The organism is Aquimarina spongiae (genome assembly GCF_900141785.1).
Lineage (GTDB): Bacteria > Bacteroidota > Bacteroidia > Flavobacteriales > Flavobacteriaceae > Aquimarina > Aquimarina spongiae.
The window spans coordinates 307,106-331,765 of sequence record NZ_FQYP01000006.1; the positions used below are offsets into that span (position 1 = coordinate 307,106).

Here is a 24,660-nt window from a genome sequence, read left to right on the forward strand (position 1 = left end):
TGTAGAAAAGAGTAACTTCTTACATATATTTGTTTTTAGGTGGTAATCTCTATTTCTTATTTTTCTCTTCAATCCATCTAGACATATACTCTGTACTACGTAGGGTATGATGTTGTAGCATAGATCCAATAAAATTCTTCGAACGGTGCTTGGGTAGATTAGCAATTAGATCATCGATAGTGTTGTAAAAAGAATTTGCGAATTTTTCCTTTTGAAAGCGAGTATTAATAATTTCGATTCCATTTTGCTGAGACTGTCGCCATAAATTTTGATTGGTATATAAGTGTATAGCGGCTTTGGTAAAAGCGTATGGGTCTTCTTTTATAAAACCATTCCAGTCCTGATCGTCATCGAGCATACCTTCGCTACCTATTGATGTAGTTACGCTTGGAGTTCCACAACGCATAGCATCTGCTAATTTACCTTTTATTCCGGCACCAAAACGTAGAGGAGCCAGACAAACTCTAGCATTTTTGATCACTTCTTGTGCATTTTCAACCCATCCTTTAATCAAAAAGCCGTCCTTTGGATGGTGCAATTGCATGGCTTTTGGAGGAGGGTAGGCTCCGTAAATATGTAACTCAGCTTTTGGAAGTTCTTTTCGAATCAAAGGCCATATATCCTCTTTGAGATATAAAATACTATTCCAATTGGGTGCATGTCGAAAATTACCAATAGTTACAAAATGTGTCCTTTCTTCATATAAAGGCCATTTCTCTATAGTGGTAGAGGTGATACTTGGTAATAGAAAAGGGAGATAGTGCAATAGCTCATCATTAATATTGAATGAGCTTCTTAAAAGCTCCATCTCATAGTCTGAAATGATCAGTGAAAGATCCGACCGATAAATGCTAGCTATTTCTCTTTTGGTAATCTCTCCGTCCAAAAGATCTTGATGTTCGAACTTTTTACCTGTTTTCAAAAGAGCTTCCCTGGTTTTTCTAAGGGAATGTAGATCTTCTGTATTTAGAATTTTTAGAGCGTTAGGGCAAGTATTAGCTACTCTCCATCCAAATTGTTCTTCGATCATGAATCGATCAAATATAACGATGCTAGGATCTAAATTTTTTAGAATAGTATCAAAACTGGAGTTGTTGACTTCTATATTTATTTTTTGAATTCCGATACTTGCCAGATCATGCATATTTTCGGTAGGGTTTGCTGTGCTTGCAAAAGTAATTTTAAACCCTTTTTCTAGTAGTAGTTGTATGAGTTGAAGCATTCTGCTGCCCGCAGCAGACGATTTAGGCTCTGGCCAAACGGATCCTATGATAAGTACATGCTTCATGATTACTAGTATCAAAAAAGCCTCAGATAACTGAGGCTTACTTATATTTTTAAAATAATTTCTTTATAGCTTAGAGAAAAGTGCTTCCATTTTTTCCTTTTCTTCTTTGGCAAGCTCTTGATCTACCAAAATTCGACCACTGTGCTCGTCAGTGATGATTTTTTTGCGAGAAGCAATCTCCATTTGAACTTGGGGAGGAATAGTAAAGAAAGAACCTCCAGAAGCTCCACGTTCGATAGGAACTACTGCTAATCCATTTTTTACGTTACTTCTGATTCTTTTGTAAGCAACGATCAAGCGATCTTCGATTTCTTTCTGGAAATCTTCAGATTTTGCGATCAACGCTTGCTCTTCTTTCTCGGTTTCAGCTAGGATGGCATCAAGCTCACCTTTTTTGTGAGATAAGTGCTCATTACGTTCACCAAGTTTGTCTTTGGTTTGTGTGATGATTTCGTTTTTCTGAACGATTTGCGCTTTGTGCTCTTTGATGTGCTTTTCTGCTAATTGAATTTCTAACTCTTGAAATTCAATTTCCTTGCTTAGTGAGTTATATTCGCGGTTGTTTCGAACATTTTTTTGTTGCTCTCCGTATTTTTTAATCAAAGCTTTAGCTTCTTCGATCAAATTTTTCTTGTTCTTGATACTATCATCGATAGTTTCCAGATCGGTAGTAAGCTTTTCTAATCTTTTATTTAATCCGGCTACTTCATCTTCAAGATCTTCAACTTCTAAAGGTAGCTCTCCGCGTACGTTTCTGATCTCATCAACTCTAGAGTCAATTAATTGCAAGTCATATAATGCTCTTAATTTTTGCTCAACAGTAACTTCTTTCTTTGCCATATTTTACAGGTATTGAATTGGATTGGTGTTTTTATCCGATAAAATGATTGCAAAATTACTGATTTTTTTTCTAAGATAGCTAACAATTAGATTTTTTGTGTACTGTTCGCTTTCATAATGCCCAATATCGGCTAATATTAGCTTTTTTTCGGCCTCGTAAAATTGGTGATATTTAAGATCTGCCGTAATAAAAATATCAGCACCTGCTTTTTGCGCATTTTTTATAGCAAAGCTACCGCTTCCTCCTAGTACAGCTACTTTTTTAATGGGTTTTCCTAATAATTGAGAGTGTCTCACACATCCACTCTTAAAGGTTTTCTTGATATGCTTCAAGAAATCTAATTCATCCATGGTATCGGGAAGTTCGCCAATCATTCCCATCCCTATATTTTGATTGGTATTTTCAAGGGTGGTTACTTCATAGGCTACCTCTTCGTAAGAATGATTATTAAAAAGAGTTTTCAAAATGGTGCTTTCCAAATGTTTTGGAAAGGTAACCTCAATTTGACTTTCTTTTTCAGTGTGTGTTTTTCCAATTTCTCCGATAGAAGGATTTGCGGTTTCAGAAGCTTTAAATGTTCCCAAGCCTTCACTGGAGAAACTACAATTGGAATACTTGCCAATAGTTCCTGCACCAGCTTCAAATAGTTTAGACTTCAATTGATCGGCTTCGGCCACAGGAGCGTAAGTAACTAACTTCTTAATGGTTTTTTGCTGTGGAATTAATATTTGTCGGTTGATTAATCCTAACTGTTCACAGATCATGTCGTTTACTCCGTGTATGGCGTTGTCCAAAGCAGTGTGAATTGCAAATATGGCTATATCGTGTTTGATCGCTTTGGTCACTACACGATCAACATAAGTGTTACCATTGAACTTTTTAATTCCTTTAAAGACAATAGGGTGGAAGCTAACAATCAAATTACAGTTGTTCTCAATAGCTTCGTCAATTATAACTTCTAATGTGTCAAGAGTCACTAAAATACCCGTAACCTTTGTATCTGGTGTTCCTACCAATAATCCAACATTATCAAAATCCTCTGCATAAGATGTTGGTGCCAAAGCTTCTAAATGTTGAATGACCTCTTTAATTAACATTATGAATTGTTTTTATTAAAAAATGGAATGTAAAAAAACTTTTAGCAATAATCAAAGTTTCATCTGTTTATAATATTGTTTTAGAAGTCATATGGAACTCTCCAAATAATCATCTAGATGTGTGTCAAAATTTTTGTTATGGCTCGTTTCGTTTTATACTTTTGTGCGTATGAATGTGCTTCGAAAATTACTTTTGCCCATAGTTCCTATTTACTACTTGATTACATGGTTTAGAAATAAAATGTATGATCTTGGTATAAAAAAATCTACCAGCTATGAGTTCCCGGTTATTGTCGTGGGGAATCTAAGTGTTGGAGGGACAGGAAAAAGTCCGATGGTGGAGTATTTGATTCGATTGTTAAAAGATCATACTAGCATTGCGACTTTAAGTAGAGGATATAAGAGAAAAACAAAGGGATTTCAAATCGTGAAAACGTCTTCTGAAGCTATAGATGTTGGGGATGAGCCGCTGCAATTTAAAACTAAGTTTGAAGATGTTTTGGTAGGAGTAGATGCTGATCGACGAAATGGAATCCTTCAATTGCGATCTCAAGACCCACAACCCGAATTGCTAATTCTTGATGATGCGTATCAACACCGAAAGGTGAAAGCTGGATTTTATATTTTGCTGACTCCTTACTATGATTTATATAGCAAAGACATAGTTTTGCCAACTGGAAACCTGAGAGAGCCACGTAGTGGTGCCCAACGAGCAAACATTATTGTGGTAACCAAATGCCCATCTTCAATAACAGCGCAGGAGAGGGAAAGGATAAAGGAGAAACTCAATGTTTTGCCCAATCAATCCTTATTTTTCACTTCTATAGCTTATGAAAATACACTAGTGGGTACGCAAGGAGTGCAATCGATAGAAAAATTTCAACAATTACCTTTTACATTGGTAACAGGAATTGCTAACCCTGGGCCGTTAGTTAATTATTACCACGAATTGGGACTAAAGTTTGAGCACTTAAATTTTCCAGATCATCATAATTTTACTGATAAGGATCTGGAAAAATTAAAAAGATGTGAGCGTATTATTACCACAGAGAAAGACTATGTACGTTTATCCAAGCAGCTTGATGATACCACCGAGTTATGGTACCAGCCCATCTCAGTGAGTTTTATTGTAGCGCAAGAATTGTTTGATCAAAAGATATTGGAATGCATAAAAAAATGAGGTCAAAAAGACCTCATTCTAATTTTATCTAGGCTAATTCAAAAGCTTATTTTACTAAGCTTAATTAGTACTTATCAATTCTTATGCCATTTATTATGTGGTGGTTTGCTTTTCTTTTAGTGCCTTATGTAATTTCGTGAAAAATTCCTCAGTTTTATAGGGTTTTGGAATGATATCATTGAACCCATTATCATAAAATTCATCGAGATTATCATCTAGTGTTACTGCAGTTAGGGCGATAATCGGAATTTCGGTATTAAATTCTCTAATTTGCCTAGTGGCTTCTATACCACTAATTCCAGGCATGTGGATATCCATGAGAATAAGATCATAAGTATTTTCTTTTACTTTGTGTACTGCAATATCTCCATTGTCGGCTACGTCGCAAATGATCTTGTTCTTTTCAAGAATTTTTCTTGTAATCAGCTGATTGATCTTATTGTCTTCTACAATCAGAATGTTTTTATCGATCATTACTTTATAATCGATTTTCTTAGCTTCTTCAGAGTAATTCGTGCTTTTGTCTTCCACGACCTCAAATTTTAAATCAAAAAGAAACTTAGAGCCTTTGCCGAGTTCACTTTCTAATTTAATCTCGCTATCCATTAGATTAAGAAGATTCTTTACAATAGAAAGTCCTAATCCGGTACCTCCAAATTTTCTATTGATTTGAACCGAACCTTGGGTGAAGTTTTCGAATATGCTTTGTTGTTTCTTTTCAGAAATTCCCACACCATTATCCTCAATACTAAAGTTGAGGAAAACTTTGTTTTCAATCATGCTAATTAGCTTAACTCTTATCCAGATATCGCCGTTTTGCGTGAATTTTATAGAATTTCCGATTAAATTAATCAAGACCTGAGAAACCTTTAATGGGTCTCCTTTTAGTTTAGCAGGTACATTGTCATCGAATTCGTAGTGTAGTTTGTTATTTCTGTCTTTTGCAGATTTACCCAAAGCGATAAGTACATCGTTAATTCTTTTCTTGAGATTGAAAGAAGTATTTTCGATTTCTACTTTGTTGGCTTCTAATTTGTTTAGATCTAAAATGTTGTTGATAAGAGATAAAAGGTATTCTCCCGAGAACTTAAGGGAATTTAGATGTTCTTTTTGATTAGGTGTTGGGCTTTCTTCTAGTAGTAAATGGGTTAGTCCCGTTACCGCATACAAAGGTGTACGTAATTCGTGAGTAATGGTCGACAAGAACTGTACTTTTGCTTCACTTGCTCTTTCTGCATTTTCTTTTGCCAAGATGAGTTCTGTGTTTTTGTTTTGAAGCAGTTCGTTGGCTTTGGCTCGCAAATTATTGTTTTTATACAAAGAAAGTGTAAGTAAAGAGAGTATAGTAATGAGTGCGATACTCAAAATGGTAGTAAGTCTACCTAACTTTAAAGATTTTTGTTGTTGAATATTTTCTTCTGTCAACTCTTCGATCAATACATTGTTTTCGTTCAAATTCAATTTAGCTCCTGCTTCCTGAGCAATAATCTCTTTATTGATATTAAATAGAGAATCTTTTATTTTCTGATGGGTTTTTAAATGATCAAGAGAGGTAAGAAAGTTTTGTTGCTTTTCAAAAATCCTACTGTATAACTTGTAGCACTCTGATCGAATTTCGGGATATTTTTTTTCTTTACCGATTTGAAGGGCAAGTTCATTGGTTTGTTGAGCCTCATCCGGCATATCCAGCATCAATTGAGCTTTTGCTTTATTTACATAAAGTTTAGCCTTAAAATAATGCATGTCAAACGAATCAATCATGGGGAGCCCACTATTGAAATGTTGGATGGCCAGTTCTGGTTTTTTTTGAGCCAATGCCAATATACCAAGGTTGGTTTTGATAGGACCTTGATACCCTGAAATATCATTTTCTTGCGTTAGCGTAAGAGCAGAGTTTAAAGCTTCTTCAGCAACTTCATACTTTTCAAGTTTTGTGGCAATTGCTCCATAAATCATATAGGAATGTGCCAACATCTCCTCATTCTCTTCCTCTTCCTGAATTTTTATAGCATCCAGGATCTGATCTTCAGCTTGATTTAAATCACCGAGTTCTCTGTACAACTTGGCCAAGACCATATTCGTTTTAGAGGTATAGATACGATCCTGATTTTGTAAAGCAATTTCTTTTGCTTGAATAATGTTGGAAAGGGCAAGTTCTAGTTGAGCTTGATCAATCGAATTTGAAGCTCTTACTAAATAACTTTCAATAGAATCCTTGACCTGATTGTTTTTTGCAATTTCTGGAATTTGAGCAGACGCATAAAAACAACAGATACATAAAAATTTGAATATAAAAAATCTGATTTGGGTTGGCATTTTTCCTTTGAAATATGTCAACTAATATAGTTATTTCTTACAAATGTTAATAATTAAATCTATTATTCTATGACTATAGCCTATCTCATTGTCATACCATCCGATAATTTTTACCATTTTTCCGATAACAGATGTCATCAAGGAATCAAAAACACAGGAGTGCGGATTTCCAATAATATCGATAGAAACAATTGGATCTTCAGTATAGGCTAATATTCCGCTTAGATTGTTTTCTGCCGCTTGCTTAAAGGCATTATTTATCTCTTCTATAGTAGTCTCTTTTTTTACGTTAAAAGTAACATCGGTCAAAGATCCATCGGGTACAGGTACTCTTATTCCGCAACCTCCTATGACCGAACTTAGCTCAGGAAAAATTTTGGTCAGTGCCTTGGCAGCTCCTGTAGTGGTGGGAACAATAGATTGCCCAGCAGCCCTTGCTCTTCTCAAGTCACGATGAGGTTGGTCATGTAAACTTTGATCTGTGGTGTAACTATGCACCGTGGTAATATAAGCCTGTTCGATTCCGCAAAGATCATTAACCACCTTAATCATATGCGCTGCATTGTTTGTAGTACATGAAGCGTTGGATATGATAGTTTCTGATCCATCCAAAATATCATCGTTTACTCCCAAAACCACAGTTTTAATCTGGTCGTCCTGAGGTGGTACAGAGAGGATTACTCTTTTGGCTCCAGCATTCAGGTGTTTTTCTAATAATGCTCTGGTCTTAAATTTTCCGGTAGCTTCTACAACAATATCCACTTCATAAGAACTCCAATCACAATGTTCTGGATCCTTTTGGTTAAGAAGAGGAATCTTTTTTTCGTTAATAATGATATGGTCCTCATCGTAAGTTACCTCTAATGGTAAAACGCCATGGATACTATCATACTTGAGTAAATGACTAAGAGTTCTTGCATCTGCAAGATCGTTTATGGCTACAACTTCAATTTCAGAATGATCGATAAGTAATCTAAAAAGACTTCGTCCAATTCTTCCAAAACCGTTGATGGCAATTCTAATAGGGGTATTCATTACTTCCTAACTGATGCTTTTTTTATTTTAGGTCAAATGTTTTTGTGCTTTGTATGAAGATCTCACCAATGCCCCACTCTCAACATGTCTGAACCCCATTTCTAAACCTATTTTTTCGTATTTCTGAAATTGATCTGGTGTAATGAACTCTTTGACAGGTAGGTGTTTTTTACTGGGTTGAAGGTATTGGCCAATAGTCACGATATCCAAGTTCACTGCCCTAAGATCCTTAAGGGTTTGTATTACTTCTTCTTCGGTTTCGCCCAATCCAAGCATAATTCCACTTTTGGTACGATTAATACCATTGTCCTTAAGGTATTTTAAAACCTGAAGACTTTGTTCATACTTTGCCTGAATTCGCACTTCTCGGGTAAGTCGTTTTACCGTTTCCATGTTGTGTGAGACCACTTCTGGTTTTACTGCTATTATACGGTCAATGTTTTTGGTTTTTCCTTGAAAATCTGGAATTAAGGTTTCTAGCGTAGTTTCTGGGTTCATTCGGCGTATAGCCTGAATGGTTTCTGCCCAGATGATGGAACCTCCATCTGCCAAGTCGTCTCGATCCACTGAGGTAACTACAGCATGTTTGATGTTCATTATTTTGATAGAACGCGCGACTTTTTCGGGTTCTTCCCAATCTACAGTTTCTGGTCTACCGGTTTTTACCCCGCAAAAACCACAGGAACGGGTACAGATATTACCTAGGATCATGAAGGTAGCTGTTCCCTCACTCCAGCATTCTCCCATATTAGGACAACTACCAGAAGTACAGATAGTGTGTAAGTTGTATTTATCTACAAGTCCTCGTAGTTCGGTATATTTTTTCCCGGTTGGGAGTTTTACTCGTAACCACTTTGGTTTTGTCTTTGGAGGAGCTACGCTACTTACGTCATTGTTCATACAAGCAATATTTTTAGCAAAAATACGAAGAAAGGTTTGATTAGTATGTAGTTCTTATAAAAGTTATGTTTTCTATAAGAGTCTATCCTATTTCTGGTTTTTATCCAAAGGTTTTAGTCCCATTTTTGATCAGGTTTTTTCCTGTTTAGATTCAGTTGTATGATCCTAATATACTGTTAGTCATGTTGTTACATTTGTTTTAAATTTTTTAACAAAGGTGGTGTCCGAAAAACCTAAATAGAGTAGGAGAACTCTTAAAACCATTAATTATGAAAAAACTAACAGTAATGATCATGGGCGTAATGCTTTTGCTATCAGGAGCATGCGAGAAAGAAACAGATTACGAACCACAAAATTCGATTACCGATAGCCAAGTCGTAGTTGAAGAGGCTGTAGAAGGTAAATATGGCGGGCGATACTGCGTATATTTTATTGAATATGGTCGATGGGTTGCAAGTCCTTTCGGGTTTTATTGTAACAAAAACTTACCGGGAATTTGTAGTATCCAAAGATTTTGTTTCCCAGAGATTATTTTTGATCCATGTTGGTTAATTCCATGTTGGATAGAAATTTTTGACCCTTGGGACATTTATGAAAAAATTGACCCAAGAGAATTTGAATCCATTCGTGATAAATTGGAGCTAGAAATTGATCCAAGAATTGGGTCTGCTCCATTTGCGCTCAATGAACAAATTGCAGGATTACAGTTTTATGAGCAAAATGAGCTTATGGAAATTCGAGACAAAGAATCTGGTGTTTTTTATCTAGAAAACGATCTTAAACTAGATGCAGAAACAAGCAGATCATTAGGGTTGTACGGGAATACCGTTAAGGCTGGGAAGTATCCGGTGTTGGTGAATCCTGAAAATGAAACCTTTAATGTAATTTTATCTGTTGAAAAAGGATTCGAAAGGTAGTTTTTATCAAACAAGACGAAAAGCCGGTGTAGAATTGCTATACCGGTTTTTTTATTTATAATTCATAAAATTATTTTAACATGAGGTTAAAATTAAGTTAACATAAAATTTTTTTCGGATTTAAAAGTTATCAAAGCAAAACGAGGAAAAATGATGCAAGAGGAATTAGTCAGTCCTAAAAAAAGACAAAACGATCGTAAGCGTGTAGAAAAATGGTTGTTAAATAACCACAGATATATCAATATTACTGCGATAGAAAAAGAGATTTCGGCACCAAAAGGCTTAGTGCAAAAATTTGTGAAATACGATAAAAAGATTAACGACAAATGGATAGATCCACTATTCGTTGTCATTAAAAGGTTTACTACTTTTAATTTAAGGTAATTAGCATAACACCTTTATACCAAAAATTAAGTGTTGGGATTAGTAATAATCTCGGATAATAATTTTTTGGCTCTCAATAATTTTACTTTTACATTATTAATAGGCTCATCTAGAGACTCGGCGATTTCTTTATAACTTAATTCCTGAAAATACCTGAGATTAATTACCTGCTGGTAATTTGGTTTTAGTTGTTTTATGTATAGTAACAACTGTGCCAGGTTTTGTTCGGTAATTAATTTATCCTCTGGTGTAGGGGTGTCATCGATTATTTTATATACTCTATCATCTACCTGAGTTGTGGTTTGGGATTGTATAGAAGCATTCTTCTTTCTCAATAAATCAATATGAATATTTTTAGAGATCTGTATCAACCAGGTTTTAAAGGTGTATTCTTCTTTAAAAGTGCCTATTTTATCAAAAGCTCTTGAAAAACTCTGAATGGTAATGTCTTCTGCATCATATTCGTTTTGAGTTCTTTTCAGTTGAAAATTATATACGTCATTCCAAAAAGTATCTAGCAAATAATTAAATGACATTTGCTTACCTTCTTTAGCATTTTCGATATGCTCTTGTAATGAAATAGAGTCTTCTTTTTTCAACGATTTATCTTTGAATAGAATAGTTGCTGCCTAAGCCTAACTTATTTATTTGGCATGCTCAGTTTCGTTACAACTAGAGTATTGATCCGGAGTTTTACCACAAAGCGAACAAGATTCTCCTTCTTTATTAAGAAAAGGGCTTTGACTAGCACAGGTTCCAGCAAATTTACCATCCTTTTTTGCCCATAATTTTATGGCAATCCCTGCAAAAGCCAAAAGAAGTAAACCTACGGTAAGTAATAGAAGTTTCATAACAATTAAAAATGTACTTAAATAGGAGGCAAAGATACAAAGAAAGTGTGGTAATACAGAAAATGTTAAATGATATTAACTTCGGTCTCCAGGTTAATGTTAAACTTCTCTGTAATTTCCTTTTGTATCTCACGAGAAACATTTAGAATTTCTTGTCCTGTAGCATTGCCATAATTCACCAAAACCAAAGCTTGTTTATTGTGTACTCCCGCATCACCCCATCTTTTACCTTTAAAACCAGCTTGTTCAATTAACCATCCTGCAGGTATCTTTATATGGTCCTCATCTATGGTATATGATGGAATTTCCGGAAACCTATCCAATAAGTTGAGGTATTGACTTTTGGAGACTACAGGGTTTTTGAAGAAACTACCACTATTACCGATCTCTGATGGGTCTGGGAGTTTACTTTTTCGTATCTGGATAACGGCATCAGCAACATCTTTGATGGTCGGGTCCTGAATGTTTTGAGCAGAAAGTGCAGCTTCTATTGCTCCATAGCTAGTGTTTAAGACATGATTCTTTTTACGTAGTCTGAAAGAGACCTTTGAAATAACGTACTTGCCTTTGACCACATTTTTAAAAATAGAGTCTCGGTATCCAAATTTACAATCTTCATTAGAGAACGTATATTTCTCTCCAGTTGCTATTTCAAATGCCTCGCAGTTGATCATAGTGTCTTTTAATTCAACACCATAAGCTCCTATGTTTTGAATGGGAGCACTGCCTACGTTGCCAGGGATAAGCGATAGGTTTTCCAATCCACTGTATCCTTGTTGTATACAATATTGAACAAACTCATGCCAGTTTTCACCTGCATTAGCGGTTACGCATACATATTCATCCGATAATTCTTCAGTTTCAATTCCTTTCAGAGTAAGATGTAAAATAGTAGCTTCGATATCTTTGGTAAGTAGCATATTGCTACCCCCGCTAAGTATAAAAAGCGTTTTGTCTTTATAAACTTGAAGTGCTTCTTTAAGAATGGATTCAGAACTGATTTCAATATATTCACGGGCAAACACCTCAATGCCAAAAGTGTTGTATTTTTTTAAGGATTTGCGCTGCTCAATTTTCATTAACTGTTGTATTTTTCCAAGGCTACTCTTAATATTTCAATGGCTTTTTTTAAATCTCTTCGATTAAGTACATAAGCTATTCTTACCTGATTTAATCCCTCATTTGGGCTGGAGTAAAAACCAGATGCTGGCGCTAACATAACGGTTTCTTTGTTCAATTCAAATTTATCGAGTAACCATTGTGCAAAATGATCTGCATTATCGATAGGTAATTCGGCAATACAATAAAAAGCGCCCATAGGTTCGGCTACTTTTACCCCAGGAATTTCTCTTAGGCCTGCAACCAAAGTATCCCTACGATTTTTATATTTCGAAACGGTTTCCTGATAATAAGATTCTGGGGCTTCGAGAGCGGCTTCACTGGCAATTTGTGCAAAAGTAGGAGGGCTTAACCTAGCCTGAGCAAATTTCATAGCCGTTTCCATAACACTTTTGTTTTTGCTAACGATACATCCAATTCGTGCGCCGCACATGCTGTATCTTTTGGATACAGAATCTACTACAATAGCATGTTCATCCAGCTCTTTTTCCTGTAGCACCGAATAGTGTTCGATATCGTCGTATACGAATTCGCGATATACCTCGTCCGAAATCAAAAACAAATCATACTTGATCGCTAGCTTGGCCAATTGTTGTATTTCGTGTTTACTGTATAGATATCCTGTAGGATTACCAGGGTTACAGATCAATATGGCTTTGGTCTTTTTTGTAATCAGCTTTTCAAACTCTTCGATTGCGGGTAGTGCAAATCCCGTTTCGAGTTTTGATATCACAGGAACTACGGTAACTGTAGATTGCGTAGAAAAACTATAGTAATTAGCGTAGAAAGGTTCTGGTACTATGATTTCATCCCCTGGATCAGTAATGCTACCCATAGTAAAAATCAAAGCCTCACTACCTCCAGTAGTCACTAAAATATCATCAGAAGTTATTGTGATATCATGTTTGGCATAATACCCTGCCAATTTTTTTCGAAAACTTTCAAAACCCGCAGAATGACTATAGGCTAGTACATCCAACGAATGGTTTTTTACCGCTTCCATAGCTTCAATAGGCGTCTTAATATCCGGCTGACCAATGTTAAGGTGATAAATGCGCTTGCCTTCCTTTGCAGCTTTCTCTGCAAAAGGTACCAATTTTCGAATTGGTGATTCTGGCATTGCTTTACCTTTTTGAGATACAATAGGCATCTGATCTGATTTTAAAAATAAAATAGCGGTAAATTTCTTAAATTATTTAAGAATTAAATACATATTAACGACTATTTTTCAACTATTTTTCTATATTTAGAGGAATGAAGATTTTATCACAGAAATTTTATCATTTTCTTAAAAGCAAGACCCTTGTTTTCCTTCTGTTTTTTAATGTTGTAGCGTTTTCTCAATCTCACTTCAGTTTACCGGCCGGATCGTCTAGTGACAAAATAAAATTCGAATTTGCCAATAACTTAATGATTATTCCTGTGTATGTCAATGGAGTAGAGCTTTCTTTTATTTTGGACACTGGTGTAGGGTCTACAATTATCTTTAGCGTGGACAACAAAAACTCTTTAGAACTTAAAAATGCCACGAAAATATATCTTAGAGGGTTAGGAGATGAAGCTCCTGTAGAAGCTATTAAATCTGTTAGTAATGAAGTGAGAATAGGTAAAGCGCTTAGTGCATCACATACAATTTATTTGGTTTTGGACGAGTCGATTAATTTCTCTCCAAGAATGGGGTTTCCTATTCATGGAATCATAGGGTATGATTTTTTTAGAGACTTTATTATGGATATTAATTATTCTAATAACTATATAAAAATTAATAGACCAAGTACCTATAAGTACAAAAAATGTAAAAAGTGCTATCGAACAGATTTAGGGTTCCAAGATCAGCATAAAAGACCTTTCTTGACCGCAAAATACAAATCTAAGAAGGGATTGATAGATGTGAATTTGTTATTGGATTCAGGCTCTGGGTCTTCTCTTTGGTTGTTTGAAAATAAAGAAAAGGGGATAGAAGTTTCAGAAAATTCATTCAGAGATTTTTTGGGTAAAGGTTTTAACGGAGATATCTATGGTGAGCGCACCAAAATTGATGAATTGCATATTGGTGATTTTATGCTTAAAGATGTTACTACTTCATTTCCAGATTCTGTATACATCAAAGGAATTTCGGTGAATAATAGGCAAGGTTCCCTGGGAGGTGGAGTATTGCGAAGATTTAATGTGATCATGGATTATCCAAATAAAAGAATATCACTTAGGAAAAATAATTATTTCGAAAAACCTTTTCACTATAATATGAGTGGATTAACGATCCAGCATGTTGGTTTTGCATTTGCAAAAGATTATAACGAAAAAGACCGATTTTATATAGGATTGAATAAAATTATTAATCAAAAAACGGTACAGTTTACCAATGATTTTGTGCTAAAACCTAAATACGAAATTTCGGATGTTCGACCAGGTTCTCCCGCAGAGGAAGCAGGGCTTAAAAAAGGAGATATTTTGATCGAAATTAATGGGCGAAAAGCCTATACCTATAAATTGTCAGAACTTAATGATTTGTTTTATCTGGAAGAAGGAAAGAAAATAAGGCTTAAGATAAATCGATTAGGCGTTGAGATGCGTTTTGATTTTAATCTTAGAAAAGTAATATAAATGAAAAAGGATTGTCATCAGACAATCCTTTTTTATAGTAAGTATTAAAACTTTTAATTTTCTAGAACGCTTTTGCTAAGGACAGTTCCTTTAATTTTTATAGCCATTGTAGGGCTACTTGCTGCGTTAGAAGTAACGGTAATTGTTTTACGAATTGGTCCAACTCTTTTGGTATCGTACTTTACCTCGATTACACCGGTTTCTCCCGGTCCGATAGGAGCCTCAGGCTTTTTTGGAATGGTACATCCACAGCTTGAATATACTCTAGAAATCACTAAAGGAGCATCTCCAGTGTTCTTGAATTCAAATTGACGAACGCCATCACTTCCTTTGGCAATCTCACCATAATCGATAACTTCAGTTTTAAATTCTATTTCGGCTTTACCATCCTGCGCTTTCACAGCAAAACTGACAAGACCTATAAATAAAATCATCATCACTTTTTTCATAATGTAGGTTTTTGTTACGTGTAAAAGTAATCACTTTTTAATCAACATCAAAATTGATGTTGCCTAGTACTAACGTTAAAGTGAGGATAATATTCTGTCTTTTTTTACCATGTTATGCGTTTTGGGTAACAAATTTTTCGCAGCAATGGCCATAATTTCTGATATCACACTTTATACTTCGTACTATAATAATTACTTTTGCACTTCAAAATTTCCAAAAATCGGACCAAAGTATGGCATTAGCAGCAAAATATGATGCAAAATCGGTAGAAGAGAAGTGGTATAACTACTGGATGAAAAACAACTATTTTCATTCTGAAGTAGATGAAAGAGAGGCGTATACTATAGTAATTCCCCCTCCAAATGTGACAGGGGTCTTGCACATGGGGCATATGCTTAATAATACCATTCAGGATGTGCTGATAAGAAGAGCTAGACTGAAGGGATACAACGCCTGCTGGGTTCCCGGGACGGATCATGCCTCTATTGCTACTGAAGCCAAAGTAGTAGCAAAATTAAGGGAAGAAGGTATTAGCAAGAACGATCTTACACGAGAAGAGTTTTTGAAGCATGCATGGGATTGGACTCATAAGCATGGTGGGATCATTTTGGAACAGCTTAAAAAATTAGGAGCATCTTGTGATTGGGAACGCACGGCGTTTACCATGGATGACAACCTGTCAGCTTCGGTAATCAAAGTTTTTGTGGATTTATACAACAAAGGCTTGATTTATCGTGGATATCGTATGGTAAATTGGGATCCAGAAGCCAAAACTACCCTTTCTGATGAAGAGGTGATATATGAAGAAAAGCAAGGGAATCTATACTACCTAAATTATAAGATTGAAGGAAGCGATGATTTCTTAACTATAGCTACTACAAGACCCGAAACCATCTTAGGTGATACTGCTATTTGTATCAATCCTAATGATGAGCGTTTTACGCACCTTAAAGGTAAAAAAGCTATTGTTCCTATTGCTGATCGTGCAATTCCGATCATTGAGGATGACTACGTGGATATGGAGTTTGGAACAGGATGTCTAAAAGTTACTCCGGCGCATGATCAGAATGATAAGGAGCTTGGTGATAGACATGGGTTAGAAGTACTAGATATTTTTAATGATGATGCGACTTTAAACGCGCTTGGTTTACACTATGAAGGCAAAGATCGTTTTGTAGTTCGCAAAGAAATCGTAAAAGAGCTGGAGAGTATTGGTGCTTTGAATAAAATCGAAACACACCTCAATAAGGTAGGAACCAGTGAGCGTACAAAGGCAGTTATCGAGCCTAAACTAAGTGATCAGTGGTTCTTAAAAATGGAAGATTTGGCAAAACCTGCTCTAGATGCGGTTTTGAATAAAGAGGTAAATCTTGTTCCCGAAAAGTTCATAAACACCTACCGTCATTGGATGGAAAACGTACGAGATTGGAATATTTCTCGACAGTTGTGGTGGGGACATCAAATACCTGCCTACTATTATGGTAAAGGGAAAGAAGATTTTGTAGTAGCGGAGAGTAGAGAACAAGCTTTGGCTTTGGCACAGGAAAAAACAAATAACTCTGCACTTACCGACGCGGATTTGACTCAAGATCCTGATGCCCTGGATACCTGGTTTTCTTCATGGTTATGGCCAATGAGTGTGTTTAATGGTATTTTGGAACCAGAGAATGAAGAGATCAATTATTATTATCCGACTCGAGACCTGGTTACGGCACCCGAGATTTTGTTCTTTTGGGTGGCAAGGATGATTATTGCTGGATACGAATACAAAGGAGAGAAACCATTTACCAATGTCTATCTAACAGGTATTGTAAGAGATAAACAAAGGCGAAAGATGTCAAAATCTTTGGGGAATTCTCCGGATCCTTTGGATTTGATCGATAAATACGGTGCAGATGGAATAAGAGTAGGGATGTTGTTGAGCTCTCCTGCTGGTAATGATCTGATGTTTGATGAAGATTTATGTAAGCAGGGTAGTGCATTTGTGAACAAGATATTCAATGCGTCTAGATTAATCTTAGGTTGGGAAGTTGATCACAATATTGAACAGCCTGAAGCTTCTGCTATTGCTGTGAATTGGTACAAATCAAGGTTTCAGAAAGCCTTGTCAGAACTAGAAGATAGCTACTCAAAATATAGAATTAGTGATGCGTTAATGACAACCTATAAATTGGTTTGGGATGATTTCTGTAGTTGGTTACTAGAAATGATCAAACCTGCATATGGTAGCCCAATAGATGGTAAAACGTATAATGAGGTTATTGCAATGCTTGAAGAAAATTTAAAAATACTACATCCTTTTGTGCCATTTATATCCGAGGAGATTTGGCAACAGCTTGCAGAACGAAATGATGATGAGGCTTTGATTATTGCCAGCTGGCCAGAGGTGAATGAAGTTGATGAGAACTTGATTCAAGGATTTGAAATGGCTTCGGAGGTGATTTCTGGGATACGCACCATCCGAAAAGAAAAGAATATAGCGTTCAAAGAATCTATCGAGATGATGGTGTTGAATGTCCAAAATAATAGCGCTGAGTTTGATTCGGTAATTGCTAAAATGGGTAATCTATCCACATTAGCTTATGTAGACGAGAAAGTAGATGGTGCGCTTTCGTTCCGGGTAAAATCGAATGAATATTTTATTCCTATTTCCGGAGCTATTAATGTAGAAGAAGAAATTAAAAAGTTAACTGAGGAGTTGACTTACACCGAAGGTTTCTTGAAATCAGTACAGAAAAAATTGCAGAATGAGCGTTTTGTAAATAATGCGCCAGAGCAAGTTATTGCCAACGAGCGAAAGAAAGAAGCAGATGCTGAAGCAAAAATTCAAACGCTAAAATCAAGCCTTGAGAGTTTGCAAAACTAAACAAAAGAGCTATAAATAATAAAAAAAGCACCTTGAAGAAATTCAAGGTGCTTTTTTTTAATCCTTTATATACTTATTTACGTATTCTATATACTTTAGTTTGGCCTCTTCTGGTGTTAAGTCTTTAACCTGAAACAAGGCATTTAACTTAAAAGCATTCCTGAGTTGGCTATTCCCAGAAGGAGTGTAGAACCCATCAGCATGTGTAGCCTGCTTATAATAGGCATAGAAATGAAGCATAACGTCCGGCGGAAATTGCATTTTTGTGTTGCAAGCCTTCTCATATGCTTTTTCAAAAGCAATATTTAATTCCTCATTGGTCATGACTAAAGATTAGCTATAACACTTTCTCCTCCTCTTACTTTTTGATTTAAAGTAACATTAAGTTCGGTACCTATTGGTAAATAAACATCTACTCTCGATCCAAATTTGATAAAACCGCTATCCGATCCCTGAGTAACTTTTTCACCTTCTTTTGCGTAGTTCACAATTCTTTTGGCCAAAGCACCTGCAATTTGCCTGTAAAGTACTTCAACAAGATTATTTTTTACCACTACGGTAGTTCTTTCATTTTCTTCTGATGCCTTTGGATGCCAGGCAACCAAATATTTCCCCGGATGATATTTGCTAAAGATTACTTCTCCATTTATGGGATGGCGGGTGACATGCACATTTATTGGAGACATAAAAATAGAAACCTGTAACCTTTTGTCATCAAAGTGTTCTTTTTCATGTACCTCTTCGATAACAACCACTTTACCGTCTACCGGTGCCACTACTGTGTTGTCACTTACTGAGGTTTTTCTTTTAGGGTTTCTAAAAAACTGTAGTATTAAAAATAGTAGGACTAGACTCAAAGCCAATATGGCAAATTGCCATTCGTCATTCTGGATGGCTACATATGAAGCAACATTGATACCTATAAATAATACCAAAGTTATCGAGATGATTTTGTATCCTTCTTTATGAAACATATTTCAAAATTTGTAAAAATGCATATAGAAATGGGCTTGCAAAAATAACACTATCCAATCGATCATAAATACCACCATGTCCAGGCATTATAGATCCACTATCTTTTACTCCAGCTTGTCTTTTGAACTTCGATTGTATTAGATCTCCCAATGTCCCAAAAATACTCATAATTATGCTTATAATCAACCAAATTGTAAGTGTAAGTGTATGAGATATGGTGGCTATAAGGTATCCGGCAAGGATGGAAAAAACAAATCCACCTACGAATCCTTCGATTGTTTTTTTAGGAGATATGCGCTCAAGTAACTTATGTTTTCCAAAATTCTTACCTACCAAATACGCAAAACTATCGTTGGTCCATGTGATTAAAAAGGCTCCTGCAATGATTAGCGGTTGATAGTCGCCAGAGTAATTAGGAGTTAACGTTAAAAAGGTAATCGAAGTGATGAGATAGAAAATACTCGTCCCATATTTTCTTTTTTCGAACATCGGTATGATCCTGATGGTAAGAAGATCTTTGATCAAAAATAACTCTGTAATTAAGGTAAGCACCAAAATAGGAATGATGAGGTATAACTGATGCTGAAAAAAATTCATCAGGGCAAAAAAGAAAATGAAAAGGATGTACAGTCTTTTATTTTGTAAATTAATTAGTTTTTGAAACTCGTATACGGATATCATACCGAAAATAAAAAATACACCTATGAATGTATATTTGGATACGAATATGCATACCAGTAGGATTACGACGTATAAAAAACCTGATAAAGACCTAGTGAGCAGTTCTTTCATCTACTTGTAATTGTTGTTTTGTTGATGTGGAAGTGTACGTCAAGGATCATGTTGGTTAGTGCCAAATTAATGATTCGGCTGATTTTGAATCATAAATCTTCCAGCAGGAGCAAATATAAATTTTTTGAACTACTTCCATAGCTTAAGAAATCCTTTTCTTTTTGTGGTTCAAAATCTTTAATGGTAGTAATGTTTGAAGGAATGGCGTTTTTGTTTTTGTCTTTAATTCCTTTTAATCCTTCTCCGATGCTCTTAACTAATTGACTTGTAGAGGCTAAAATCACAAAATTATCCGGTAGTTCAGTGAGTTTTTTTTCTCGTAATTGATTTGAAGAAACTAATATGGCACCGCTATCTGCGATTAAATATTCGCAGGTAGCGAAAAAGAAAGAAGCATTCGAATTTTTGACGTAATTTAAATTGTATCCAGAAAATTTGTGTTCCAGACCAATGTCAAAACAGCAAACATCTTTTTCGTACCAATCATTTTCCAATAGGATCTTGTCAAAAGAATCCAGGACCTCTTCATCTTTGTCACAGTATAAAAACTTACCACCGTTTCTTTTGAAATTCATCATGAAACTTTCATCGACAGGTAGGTCGATTTCTGGCATGTATTTACTGCGATCATCAATGTGACGCTCCTTACTCTTTTGGTCTGATTTAGATTTTGATGAAAATAATCTTCTAAATAGACTCATCTTTGGATTATGATTCGGGAATTACAATTTTAACCTATCTTCAAAGATAAAAAAAATCTTAACCAAAATTCTGTTCGGTTAAGATTTTTCATTTTACAAGTAAAAATATCTTTATTAAGAAGGCTCAGGAATGATTTCTTCTTCTTTTTTACCAAATGGGCGCTCCCCGAATATCTTCTCAAGATTGTCTTTGAAAATCACTTCTTTTTCTAGTAATACTTCGGCGAGCTCAGTTAATTTATCTTTATGTTTCTCTAATAAATCAATTGCTCTTTGGTATTGTGTCTCAATAATATTTGAAATCTCTTTGTCGATTAACTCACTAGTTTGTTCACTATATGGTTTTGCAAAACTGTACTCACTTTGTCCAGACGAATCATAGTAAGTAAGATTACCAATTTTATCGTTAAGCCCATAAATGGTAACCATAGCTCTGGCTTGTTTAGTTACTTTTTCAAGGTCGCTTAGTGCACCGGTAGAGATTTCATTAAAAATTACTTGCTCTGCAGCACGGCCTCCCAACGCTGCACACATTTCGTCCAACATTTGATTTGGGCGAACGATTAATCGTTCTTCAGGAAGATACCACGCAGCTCCCAAGGATTGTCCTCTAGGAACGATGGTTACTTTTACTAAGGGTGCAGCGTGCTCTAACATCCAACTTACTGTTGCATGACCAGCTTCGTGGAAAGCAATAGCACGTTTTTCTCCTGGTGTAATGATTTTGTTTTTCTTTTCTAATCCACCAACAATTCTATCTACAGCATCAAGGAAATCTTGTTTCCCTACTGCTTTATTACCTTTTCTGGCAGCAATTAAAGCAGCCTCATTACATACATTGGCGATATCTGCTCCAGAGAATCCTGGCGTTTGCTTAGCAAGGAAATCTGTGTCAAGTTCGTTATCTAATTTTTTGAGAGGTCTTAGGTGTACCTCAAAAATTTCTTTACGTTCTCTTACGTCTGGTAGATCCACATAGATCTGACGATCGAATCGCCCAGCACGCATTAATGCTTTATCCAATACATCTGCACGGTTAGTAGCAGCAATAACAATTACATTGGTATTGGTTCCAAAACCGTCCATTTCGGTAAGTAATTGGTTCAATGTGTTTTCTCTCTCATCGTTAGATCCAGAGAAATTACTCTTACCACGTGCTCGACCTATAGCATCAATCTCATCGATAAAAATGATCGCTGGAGATTTTTCTTTAGCTTGTTTAAATAAGTCTCTTACCCTTGAAGCTCCAACTCCTACAAACATCTCAACAAAATCAGATCCTGATAGTGAGAAAAAAGGCACTTTAGCTTCACCGGCAACAGCTTTAGCCAAAAGGGTTTTACCTGTTCCCGGAGGTCCTACTAATAAGGCACCTTTAGGGATTTTACCTCCTAGAGACGTATATTTTTCTGGATTTTTAAGGAAATCTACAATCTCTTGTATTTCTTCTTTGGCCCCTTCAAGACCAGCAACGTTTTCAAAAGATACTTTTACATCTGTATTTTGGTCAAAAAGTCGTGCTTTGGATTTTCCAATATTAAAGATTTGCCCGCCAGCACCTCCACCAGCGCCTCCACTCATTCTTCTCATAATAAAAATCCATACTCCAATGATCAGCGCAAATGGTAATAAAGTGATGAAAATCTCTCCCCAGAAACTACTTTCTGTATCATAACTAACTGTAGTGCTCAGGTTATTTTCTTTCTTTATCGTGGCAATCTTATTTTCAAAATTCTGAAGATCTCCAAATTCAAATTGGTAATCGGGATCACTAGGGCTTTTAGGAAGGATGGATTTGCTTCTTCCTTCTTTGTGTTTATCCAAAGCTCTAGCTTCGGGAGTTAGAAAAACTTTAGCTTGTCTGCGATTAGTAACAACAACAACTTTTTCTACTTCACCTTTTTCTAAAAAGTCCTGGAATTCTGAAGGAGAGGTGTTAGGAGCAGATCCAAGGCCACTGCTACCACCCATAAAATTTAATACTAAAAAACCAACAATAATAATAGCGTATATCCAATATGCGCTAAATTTTGGTTTTTTATTTGGTTCTGGTTTTTTATTTTCTTTCGCCATTTAACGGTGTGCTTTTTAATAATTAGTTTCGATAACGGTTGTCTTTGCATCTCCCCAAAGTCCTTCTATATCGTAAAACTCTCGAATATGCTTTTGAAATACATGAACAACAACATCTACATAATCAATTAAAACCCATTCTGCATTTTCGCTCCCTTCAACGTGCCAAGGTTTGTCCTTAAGCTCTTTACTAACTGTTTTTTGGATGGAATTTACTATTGCGTTTACCTGAGTATTAGAAGTACCATTGCAGATTACAAAATAATTACAAACCGTATTTTCGATTTCTCTAAGATCCAAAATATTGATGTCATTACCCTTAACTTCTTCAATACCTTTTATAATTTGAGTAATTAATTGATCGTTACCGATTTCTTTTTTAATCATGCATTTTTTTTATTTGTGTAAAGTTATTACTTTTTATTGTTTATACGTCCGTATTATGGGACATTTATGAAACTTTTACACCTTTTTGTATGCATATAATCAAAGTTGATGCCATTGACTCTACGAATACTTTTCTTCGCAACCTAAATCGAGAAAAAAAGTTGGAGAAACCTGTTTGTGTTTTGGCTTTTGAACAACTGGCTGGTAAAGGGCAAATGGGAACCGTTTGGCAAAGCAATCCTGGCGAAAACCTTACCTGTAGTGTGTTTATGCCTATAGAGAAGGTTGCATTAAAAGATCAGTTTTATATTTCGATTGCAACTTCTTTGGCCGTTTATGATGCACTACAAAATATGATGATTCCTAAATTATCTATAAAATGGCCAAACGACATTCTGTCAGATAGATTAAAAATTTGTGGTATCCTAATCGAAAATATCGTTAAAAATGGCAGTCTGGAAGGAGTTATTATCGGTGTAGGCTTAAATGTCAATCAATCGGTGTTTATCGATTTGCCTCAAGCAGGATCTATCAGACAAATTTTGGGACAACCAGTGGATATAGAAGAAGTGTTACATGGGTTTTTAAATGCCCTGGAACATCGTTTTTCGTTGTTGAGTCCTTTGTATTTTGAAAAGTTGAAAGAAGAATACGAAACATTGCTCTTCAGAAAAGACAAACCCTCTACATTTGTGGATGCAAAGGGTGATTCTTTTGTGGGTATCATACAGGCAATAACCAATCAAGGAAAATTGCAAGTGATGTTAGAAGATGCAATCATTTCTACTTTTGATTTAAAGGAGATTCGATTGCTCTATTAGCCATTTATTATTAAAGCTTTCCGATATTCTCGGTAAGTGTATTGATAAAGTTTTGAATTGGGTTTTTGATCATCATGGCCATCATAGCGTTAAACTGACCTTCAAAAACCAACTGTGTAGTACTTTTTCCGTCTCCGGTGTCTACGATATCTGCAGTCAAAGTAAATGGTAATTTGTCGCTAGCGGCACCCAATACTACTTTAACCGGGCTTTCGCTTGATTTTTGTTCCAAAACCAATTCCGGCATACCTTTTAATTGAAAAAGAAATCTGGAATCACTCAGTTTTTCAAACTTTTGCTTGCTCTCTGGCATCAACTGCTCAAAGTTTTCCACCTTTGTTAAAAATTCAAATACCTCTTCTGCGGTTTTATTTACGGTTACCGTAGGGCTTTCTAAGTTCATAAATTATTAATTTGTTAAATATTCCATTCAGCTGGATTCGTTCTCCAGCCTTGGAGGGTTTTTAATTGCTCCTGATTGATATAGTTTGTGTCCAAAGCTTGTTCCAGGAGATTTTCATAATTACTGAGTGTGTGCAAGGATAATGCCGCATTTTTGAAGTTGTCATCTGCTATTTGGAAACCGTAGTTAAAAATAGCAACCATTCCCAGCACTTCAGCATTCACTTCATTAAGCGCTTTGACTGCATTTAGGCTACTTTTCCCAGTGCTGATCAAATCCTCTACAACTACGACCTTTTTGCCTTCAGGAACAATTCCTTCGATTTGATTTTTACGACCATGTTTTTTGGCTTCTGGTCGTACGTAAATGAATGGCAAGTCAAGGTGCTGTGCCACTAGCATTCCGATACCGATTGCTCCGGTAGCAACACCAGCGATCACATCAGGGTTTCCATAGGTCTCTTTGATAAAGTGAGCTAAGTTTTCCTTAAGGAAATTTCGTATTTCCGGATACGACAAGGTAACTCTATTGTCACAGTAGATAGGAGATTTCCATCCCGATGCCCAAGTAAAAGGTTCTTGTGGTTGTAATTTAATTGCGTTAATTTGCAGTAATAACTCAGCAGTTTTTTTTGCTGTATTTTTGTCAAAAATCATAGTT

At 35.7% G+C, this 24,660-nt stretch carries 25 protein-coding genes; 6 read left to right on the plus strand and 19 right to left on the minus strand.

Features of this window, described 5'->3' with window-relative positions; genetic code table 11:
* Nucleotides 1-49 precede the first annotated feature (49 nt).
* The 3 genes from BUE24_RS15150 to BUE24_RS15160 form a co-directional block, all read right to left on the minus strand.
* Nucleotides 50-1,288: a glycosyltransferase gene (locus BUE24_RS15150; protein WP_073317284.1), complete on the minus strand. Its 1,239-nt coding sequence runs from the start codon at nt 1,286-1,288 to the stop codon at nt 50-52.
* A gap of 63 nt (nt 1,289-1,351) precedes the next feature.
* The gene (locus BUE24_RS15155; RefSeq protein ID WP_073317287.1) at nt 1,352-2,128 is read right to left on the minus strand and encodes a zinc ribbon domain-containing protein; all 777 of its coding nucleotides are present in this window, start codon (nt 2,126-2,128) and stop codon (nt 1,352-1,354) included.
* A gap of 3 nt (nt 2,129-2,131) precedes the next feature.
* Entirely contained in the window at nt 2,132-3,226 is a 1,095-nt protein-coding gene (locus BUE24_RS15160; protein WP_073317290.1) for a Nif3-like dinuclear metal center hexameric protein, read from the minus strand.
* A 169-nt stretch (nt 3,227-3,395) separates the two neighbouring features.
* On the opposite strand from BUE24_RS15160, the gene lpxK reads away from it, so the two are divergent.
* Nucleotides 3,396-4,406 (plus strand): tetraacyldisaccharide 4'-kinase, encoded by a 1,011-nt coding sequence (gene lpxK, locus BUE24_RS15165; protein WP_073317655.1) that lies wholly within the window; start codon nt 3,396-3,398, stop codon nt 4,404-4,406.
* A gap of 93 nt (nt 4,407-4,499) precedes the next feature.
* Here the strand turns inward: lpxK and BUE24_RS15170 are convergent, their stop codons facing one another.
* Genes BUE24_RS15170 through lipA form a run of 3 tightly spaced genes read right to left on the minus strand, consistent with a single transcriptional unit; the run spans nt 4,500 to nt 8,657 of the window.
* A complete protein-coding gene (locus BUE24_RS15170; protein WP_073317292.1) occupies nt 4,500-6,722 on the minus strand; it encodes a response regulator in 2,223 nt (740 codons plus the stop codon).
* 30 nt (nt 6,723-6,752) lie between these two features.
* Complete coding sequence (gene gap, locus BUE24_RS15175) at nt 6,753-7,757, minus strand: type I glyceraldehyde-3-phosphate dehydrogenase (protein WP_073317295.1); 1,005 nt, start codon at nt 7,755-7,757, stop codon at nt 6,753-6,755.
* Between the two features lie 27 nt (nt 7,758-7,784).
* The gene (gene lipA, locus BUE24_RS15180) at nt 7,785-8,657 is read right to left on the minus strand and encodes a lipoyl synthase (protein ID WP_073317298.1); all 873 of its coding nucleotides are present in this window, start codon (nt 8,655-8,657) and stop codon (nt 7,785-7,787) included.
* Between the two features lie 269 nt (nt 8,658-8,926).
* Between lipA and BUE24_RS15185 the strand changes: the two genes are divergently transcribed.
* Nucleotides 8,927-9,574: a hypothetical protein gene (locus tag BUE24_RS15185; RefSeq protein WP_073317301.1), complete on the plus strand. Its 648-nt coding sequence runs from the start codon at nt 8,927-8,929 to the stop codon at nt 9,572-9,574.
* 150 nt (nt 9,575-9,724) lie between these two features.
* Nucleotides 9,725-9,958: a hypothetical protein gene (locus BUE24_RS15190; RefSeq protein WP_073317304.1), complete on the plus strand. Its 234-nt coding sequence runs from the start codon at nt 9,725-9,727 to the stop codon at nt 9,956-9,958.
* Nucleotides 9,959-9,984: 26 nt separating this feature from the next.
* On the opposite strand, the gene BUE24_RS15195 is transcribed toward BUE24_RS15190, so the two are convergent.
* From BUE24_RS15195 to BUE24_RS15210, 4 genes are all read right to left on the minus strand, one after another.
* Nucleotides 9,985-10,557, minus strand: coding sequence for an RNA polymerase sigma factor (locus BUE24_RS15195; protein ID WP_244548161.1), 573 nt, complete (start codon nt 10,555-10,557; stop codon nt 9,985-9,987).
* A 45-nt stretch (nt 10,558-10,602) separates the two neighbouring features.
* Nucleotides 10,603-10,809 (minus strand): membrane or secreted protein, encoded by a 207-nt coding sequence (locus BUE24_RS15200; RefSeq protein WP_073317309.1) that lies wholly within the window; start codon nt 10,807-10,809, stop codon nt 10,603-10,605.
* A 65-nt stretch (nt 10,810-10,874) separates the two neighbouring features.
* Nucleotides 10,875-11,888, minus strand: a complete 1,014-nt coding sequence (gene murB / locus BUE24_RS15205) for a UDP-N-acetylmuramate dehydrogenase (RefSeq protein WP_073317311.1) — start codon at nt 11,886-11,888, stop codon at nt 10,875-10,877.
* Nucleotides 11,888-13,078, minus strand: a complete 1,191-nt coding sequence (locus BUE24_RS15210) for a pyridoxal phosphate-dependent aminotransferase (protein WP_073317314.1) — start codon at nt 13,076-13,078, stop codon at nt 11,888-11,890. Before BUE24_RS15210 ends, murB begins: the two co-directional genes overlap by 1 nt.
* A gap of 104 nt (nt 13,079-13,182) precedes the next feature.
* On the opposite strand from BUE24_RS15210, the gene BUE24_RS15215 reads away from it, so the two are divergent.
* Complete coding sequence (locus BUE24_RS15215) at nt 13,183-14,532, plus strand: aspartyl protease family protein (RefSeq protein WP_073317317.1); 1,350 nt, start codon at nt 13,183-13,185, stop codon at nt 14,530-14,532.
* A gap of 53 nt (nt 14,533-14,585) precedes the next feature.
* Here the strand turns inward: BUE24_RS15215 and BUE24_RS15220 are convergent, their stop codons facing one another.
* Nucleotides 14,586-14,981 carry a DUF1573 domain-containing protein gene (locus BUE24_RS15220; RefSeq protein ID WP_073317319.1) on the minus strand — a complete coding sequence of 132 codons (396 nt, stop codon included), beginning with the start codon at nt 14,979-14,981 and terminating at the stop codon, nt 14,586-14,588.
* A 233-nt stretch (nt 14,982-15,214) separates the two neighbouring features.
* Between BUE24_RS15220 and BUE24_RS15225 the strand changes: the two genes are divergently transcribed.
* Complete coding sequence (locus BUE24_RS15225; protein ID WP_073317322.1) at nt 15,215-17,848, plus strand: valine--tRNA ligase; 2,634 nt, start codon at nt 15,215-15,217, stop codon at nt 17,846-17,848.
* A gap of 57 nt (nt 17,849-17,905) precedes the next feature.
* Here the strand turns inward: BUE24_RS15225 and BUE24_RS15230 are convergent, their stop codons facing one another.
* The 6 genes from BUE24_RS15230 to rsfS all read right to left on the minus strand — a co-directional run bounded on the left by BUE24_RS15230 (nt 17,906) and on the right by rsfS (nt 22,776).
* Nucleotides 17,906-18,172 carry an acyl-CoA-binding protein gene (locus tag BUE24_RS15230; protein WP_073317325.1) on the minus strand — a complete coding sequence of 89 codons (267 nt, stop codon included), beginning with the start codon at nt 18,170-18,172 and terminating at the stop codon, nt 17,906-17,908.
* A gap of 2 nt (nt 18,173-18,174) precedes the next feature.
* On the minus strand, nt 18,175-18,822 hold the full coding sequence (locus tag BUE24_RS15235; protein WP_073317328.1) for a phosphatidylserine decarboxylase family protein: 648 nt from the start codon (nt 18,820-18,822) through the stop codon (nt 18,175-18,177).
* On the minus strand, nt 18,812-19,615 hold the full coding sequence (locus tag BUE24_RS15240; RefSeq protein ID WP_073317331.1) for a phosphatidate cytidylyltransferase: 804 nt from the start codon (nt 19,613-19,615) through the stop codon (nt 18,812-18,814). Before BUE24_RS15240 ends, BUE24_RS15235 begins: the two co-directional genes overlap by 11 nt.
* Before the next feature lie 89 nt (nt 19,616-19,704).
* Nucleotides 19,705-20,316: an LUD domain-containing protein gene (locus BUE24_RS15245; protein ID WP_073317333.1), complete on the minus strand. Its 612-nt coding sequence runs from the start codon at nt 20,314-20,316 to the stop codon at nt 19,705-19,707.
* 114 nt (nt 20,317-20,430) lie between these two features.
* Entirely contained in the window at nt 20,431-22,389 is a 1,959-nt protein-coding gene (gene ftsH / locus BUE24_RS15250) for an ATP-dependent zinc metalloprotease FtsH (protein ID WP_073317336.1), read from the minus strand.
* A gap of 15 nt (nt 22,390-22,404) precedes the next feature.
* A complete protein-coding gene (gene rsfS, locus BUE24_RS15255; RefSeq protein WP_073317339.1) occupies nt 22,405-22,776 on the minus strand; it encodes a ribosome silencing factor in 372 nt (123 codons plus the stop codon).
* 89 nt (nt 22,777-22,865) lie between these two features.
* Between rsfS and BUE24_RS15260 the strand changes: the two genes are divergently transcribed.
* Complete coding sequence (locus BUE24_RS15260) at nt 22,866-23,597, plus strand: biotin--[acetyl-CoA-carboxylase] ligase (protein ID WP_073317342.1); 732 nt, start codon at nt 22,866-22,868, stop codon at nt 23,595-23,597.
* Between the two features lie 10 nt (nt 23,598-23,607).
* Here BUE24_RS15260 and BUE24_RS15265 read toward each other — a convergent pair whose 3' ends face one another.
* A complete protein-coding gene (locus tag BUE24_RS15265) occupies nt 23,608-24,000 on the minus strand; it encodes an SRPBCC family protein (protein ID WP_073317344.1) in 393 nt (130 codons plus the stop codon).
* 14 nt (nt 24,001-24,014) lie between these two features.
* On the minus strand, nt 24,015-24,656 hold the full coding sequence (gene pyrE, locus BUE24_RS15270) for an orotate phosphoribosyltransferase (RefSeq protein ID WP_073317347.1): 642 nt from the start codon (nt 24,654-24,656) through the stop codon (nt 24,015-24,017).
* Nucleotides 24,657-24,660 lie beyond the last annotated feature (4 nt).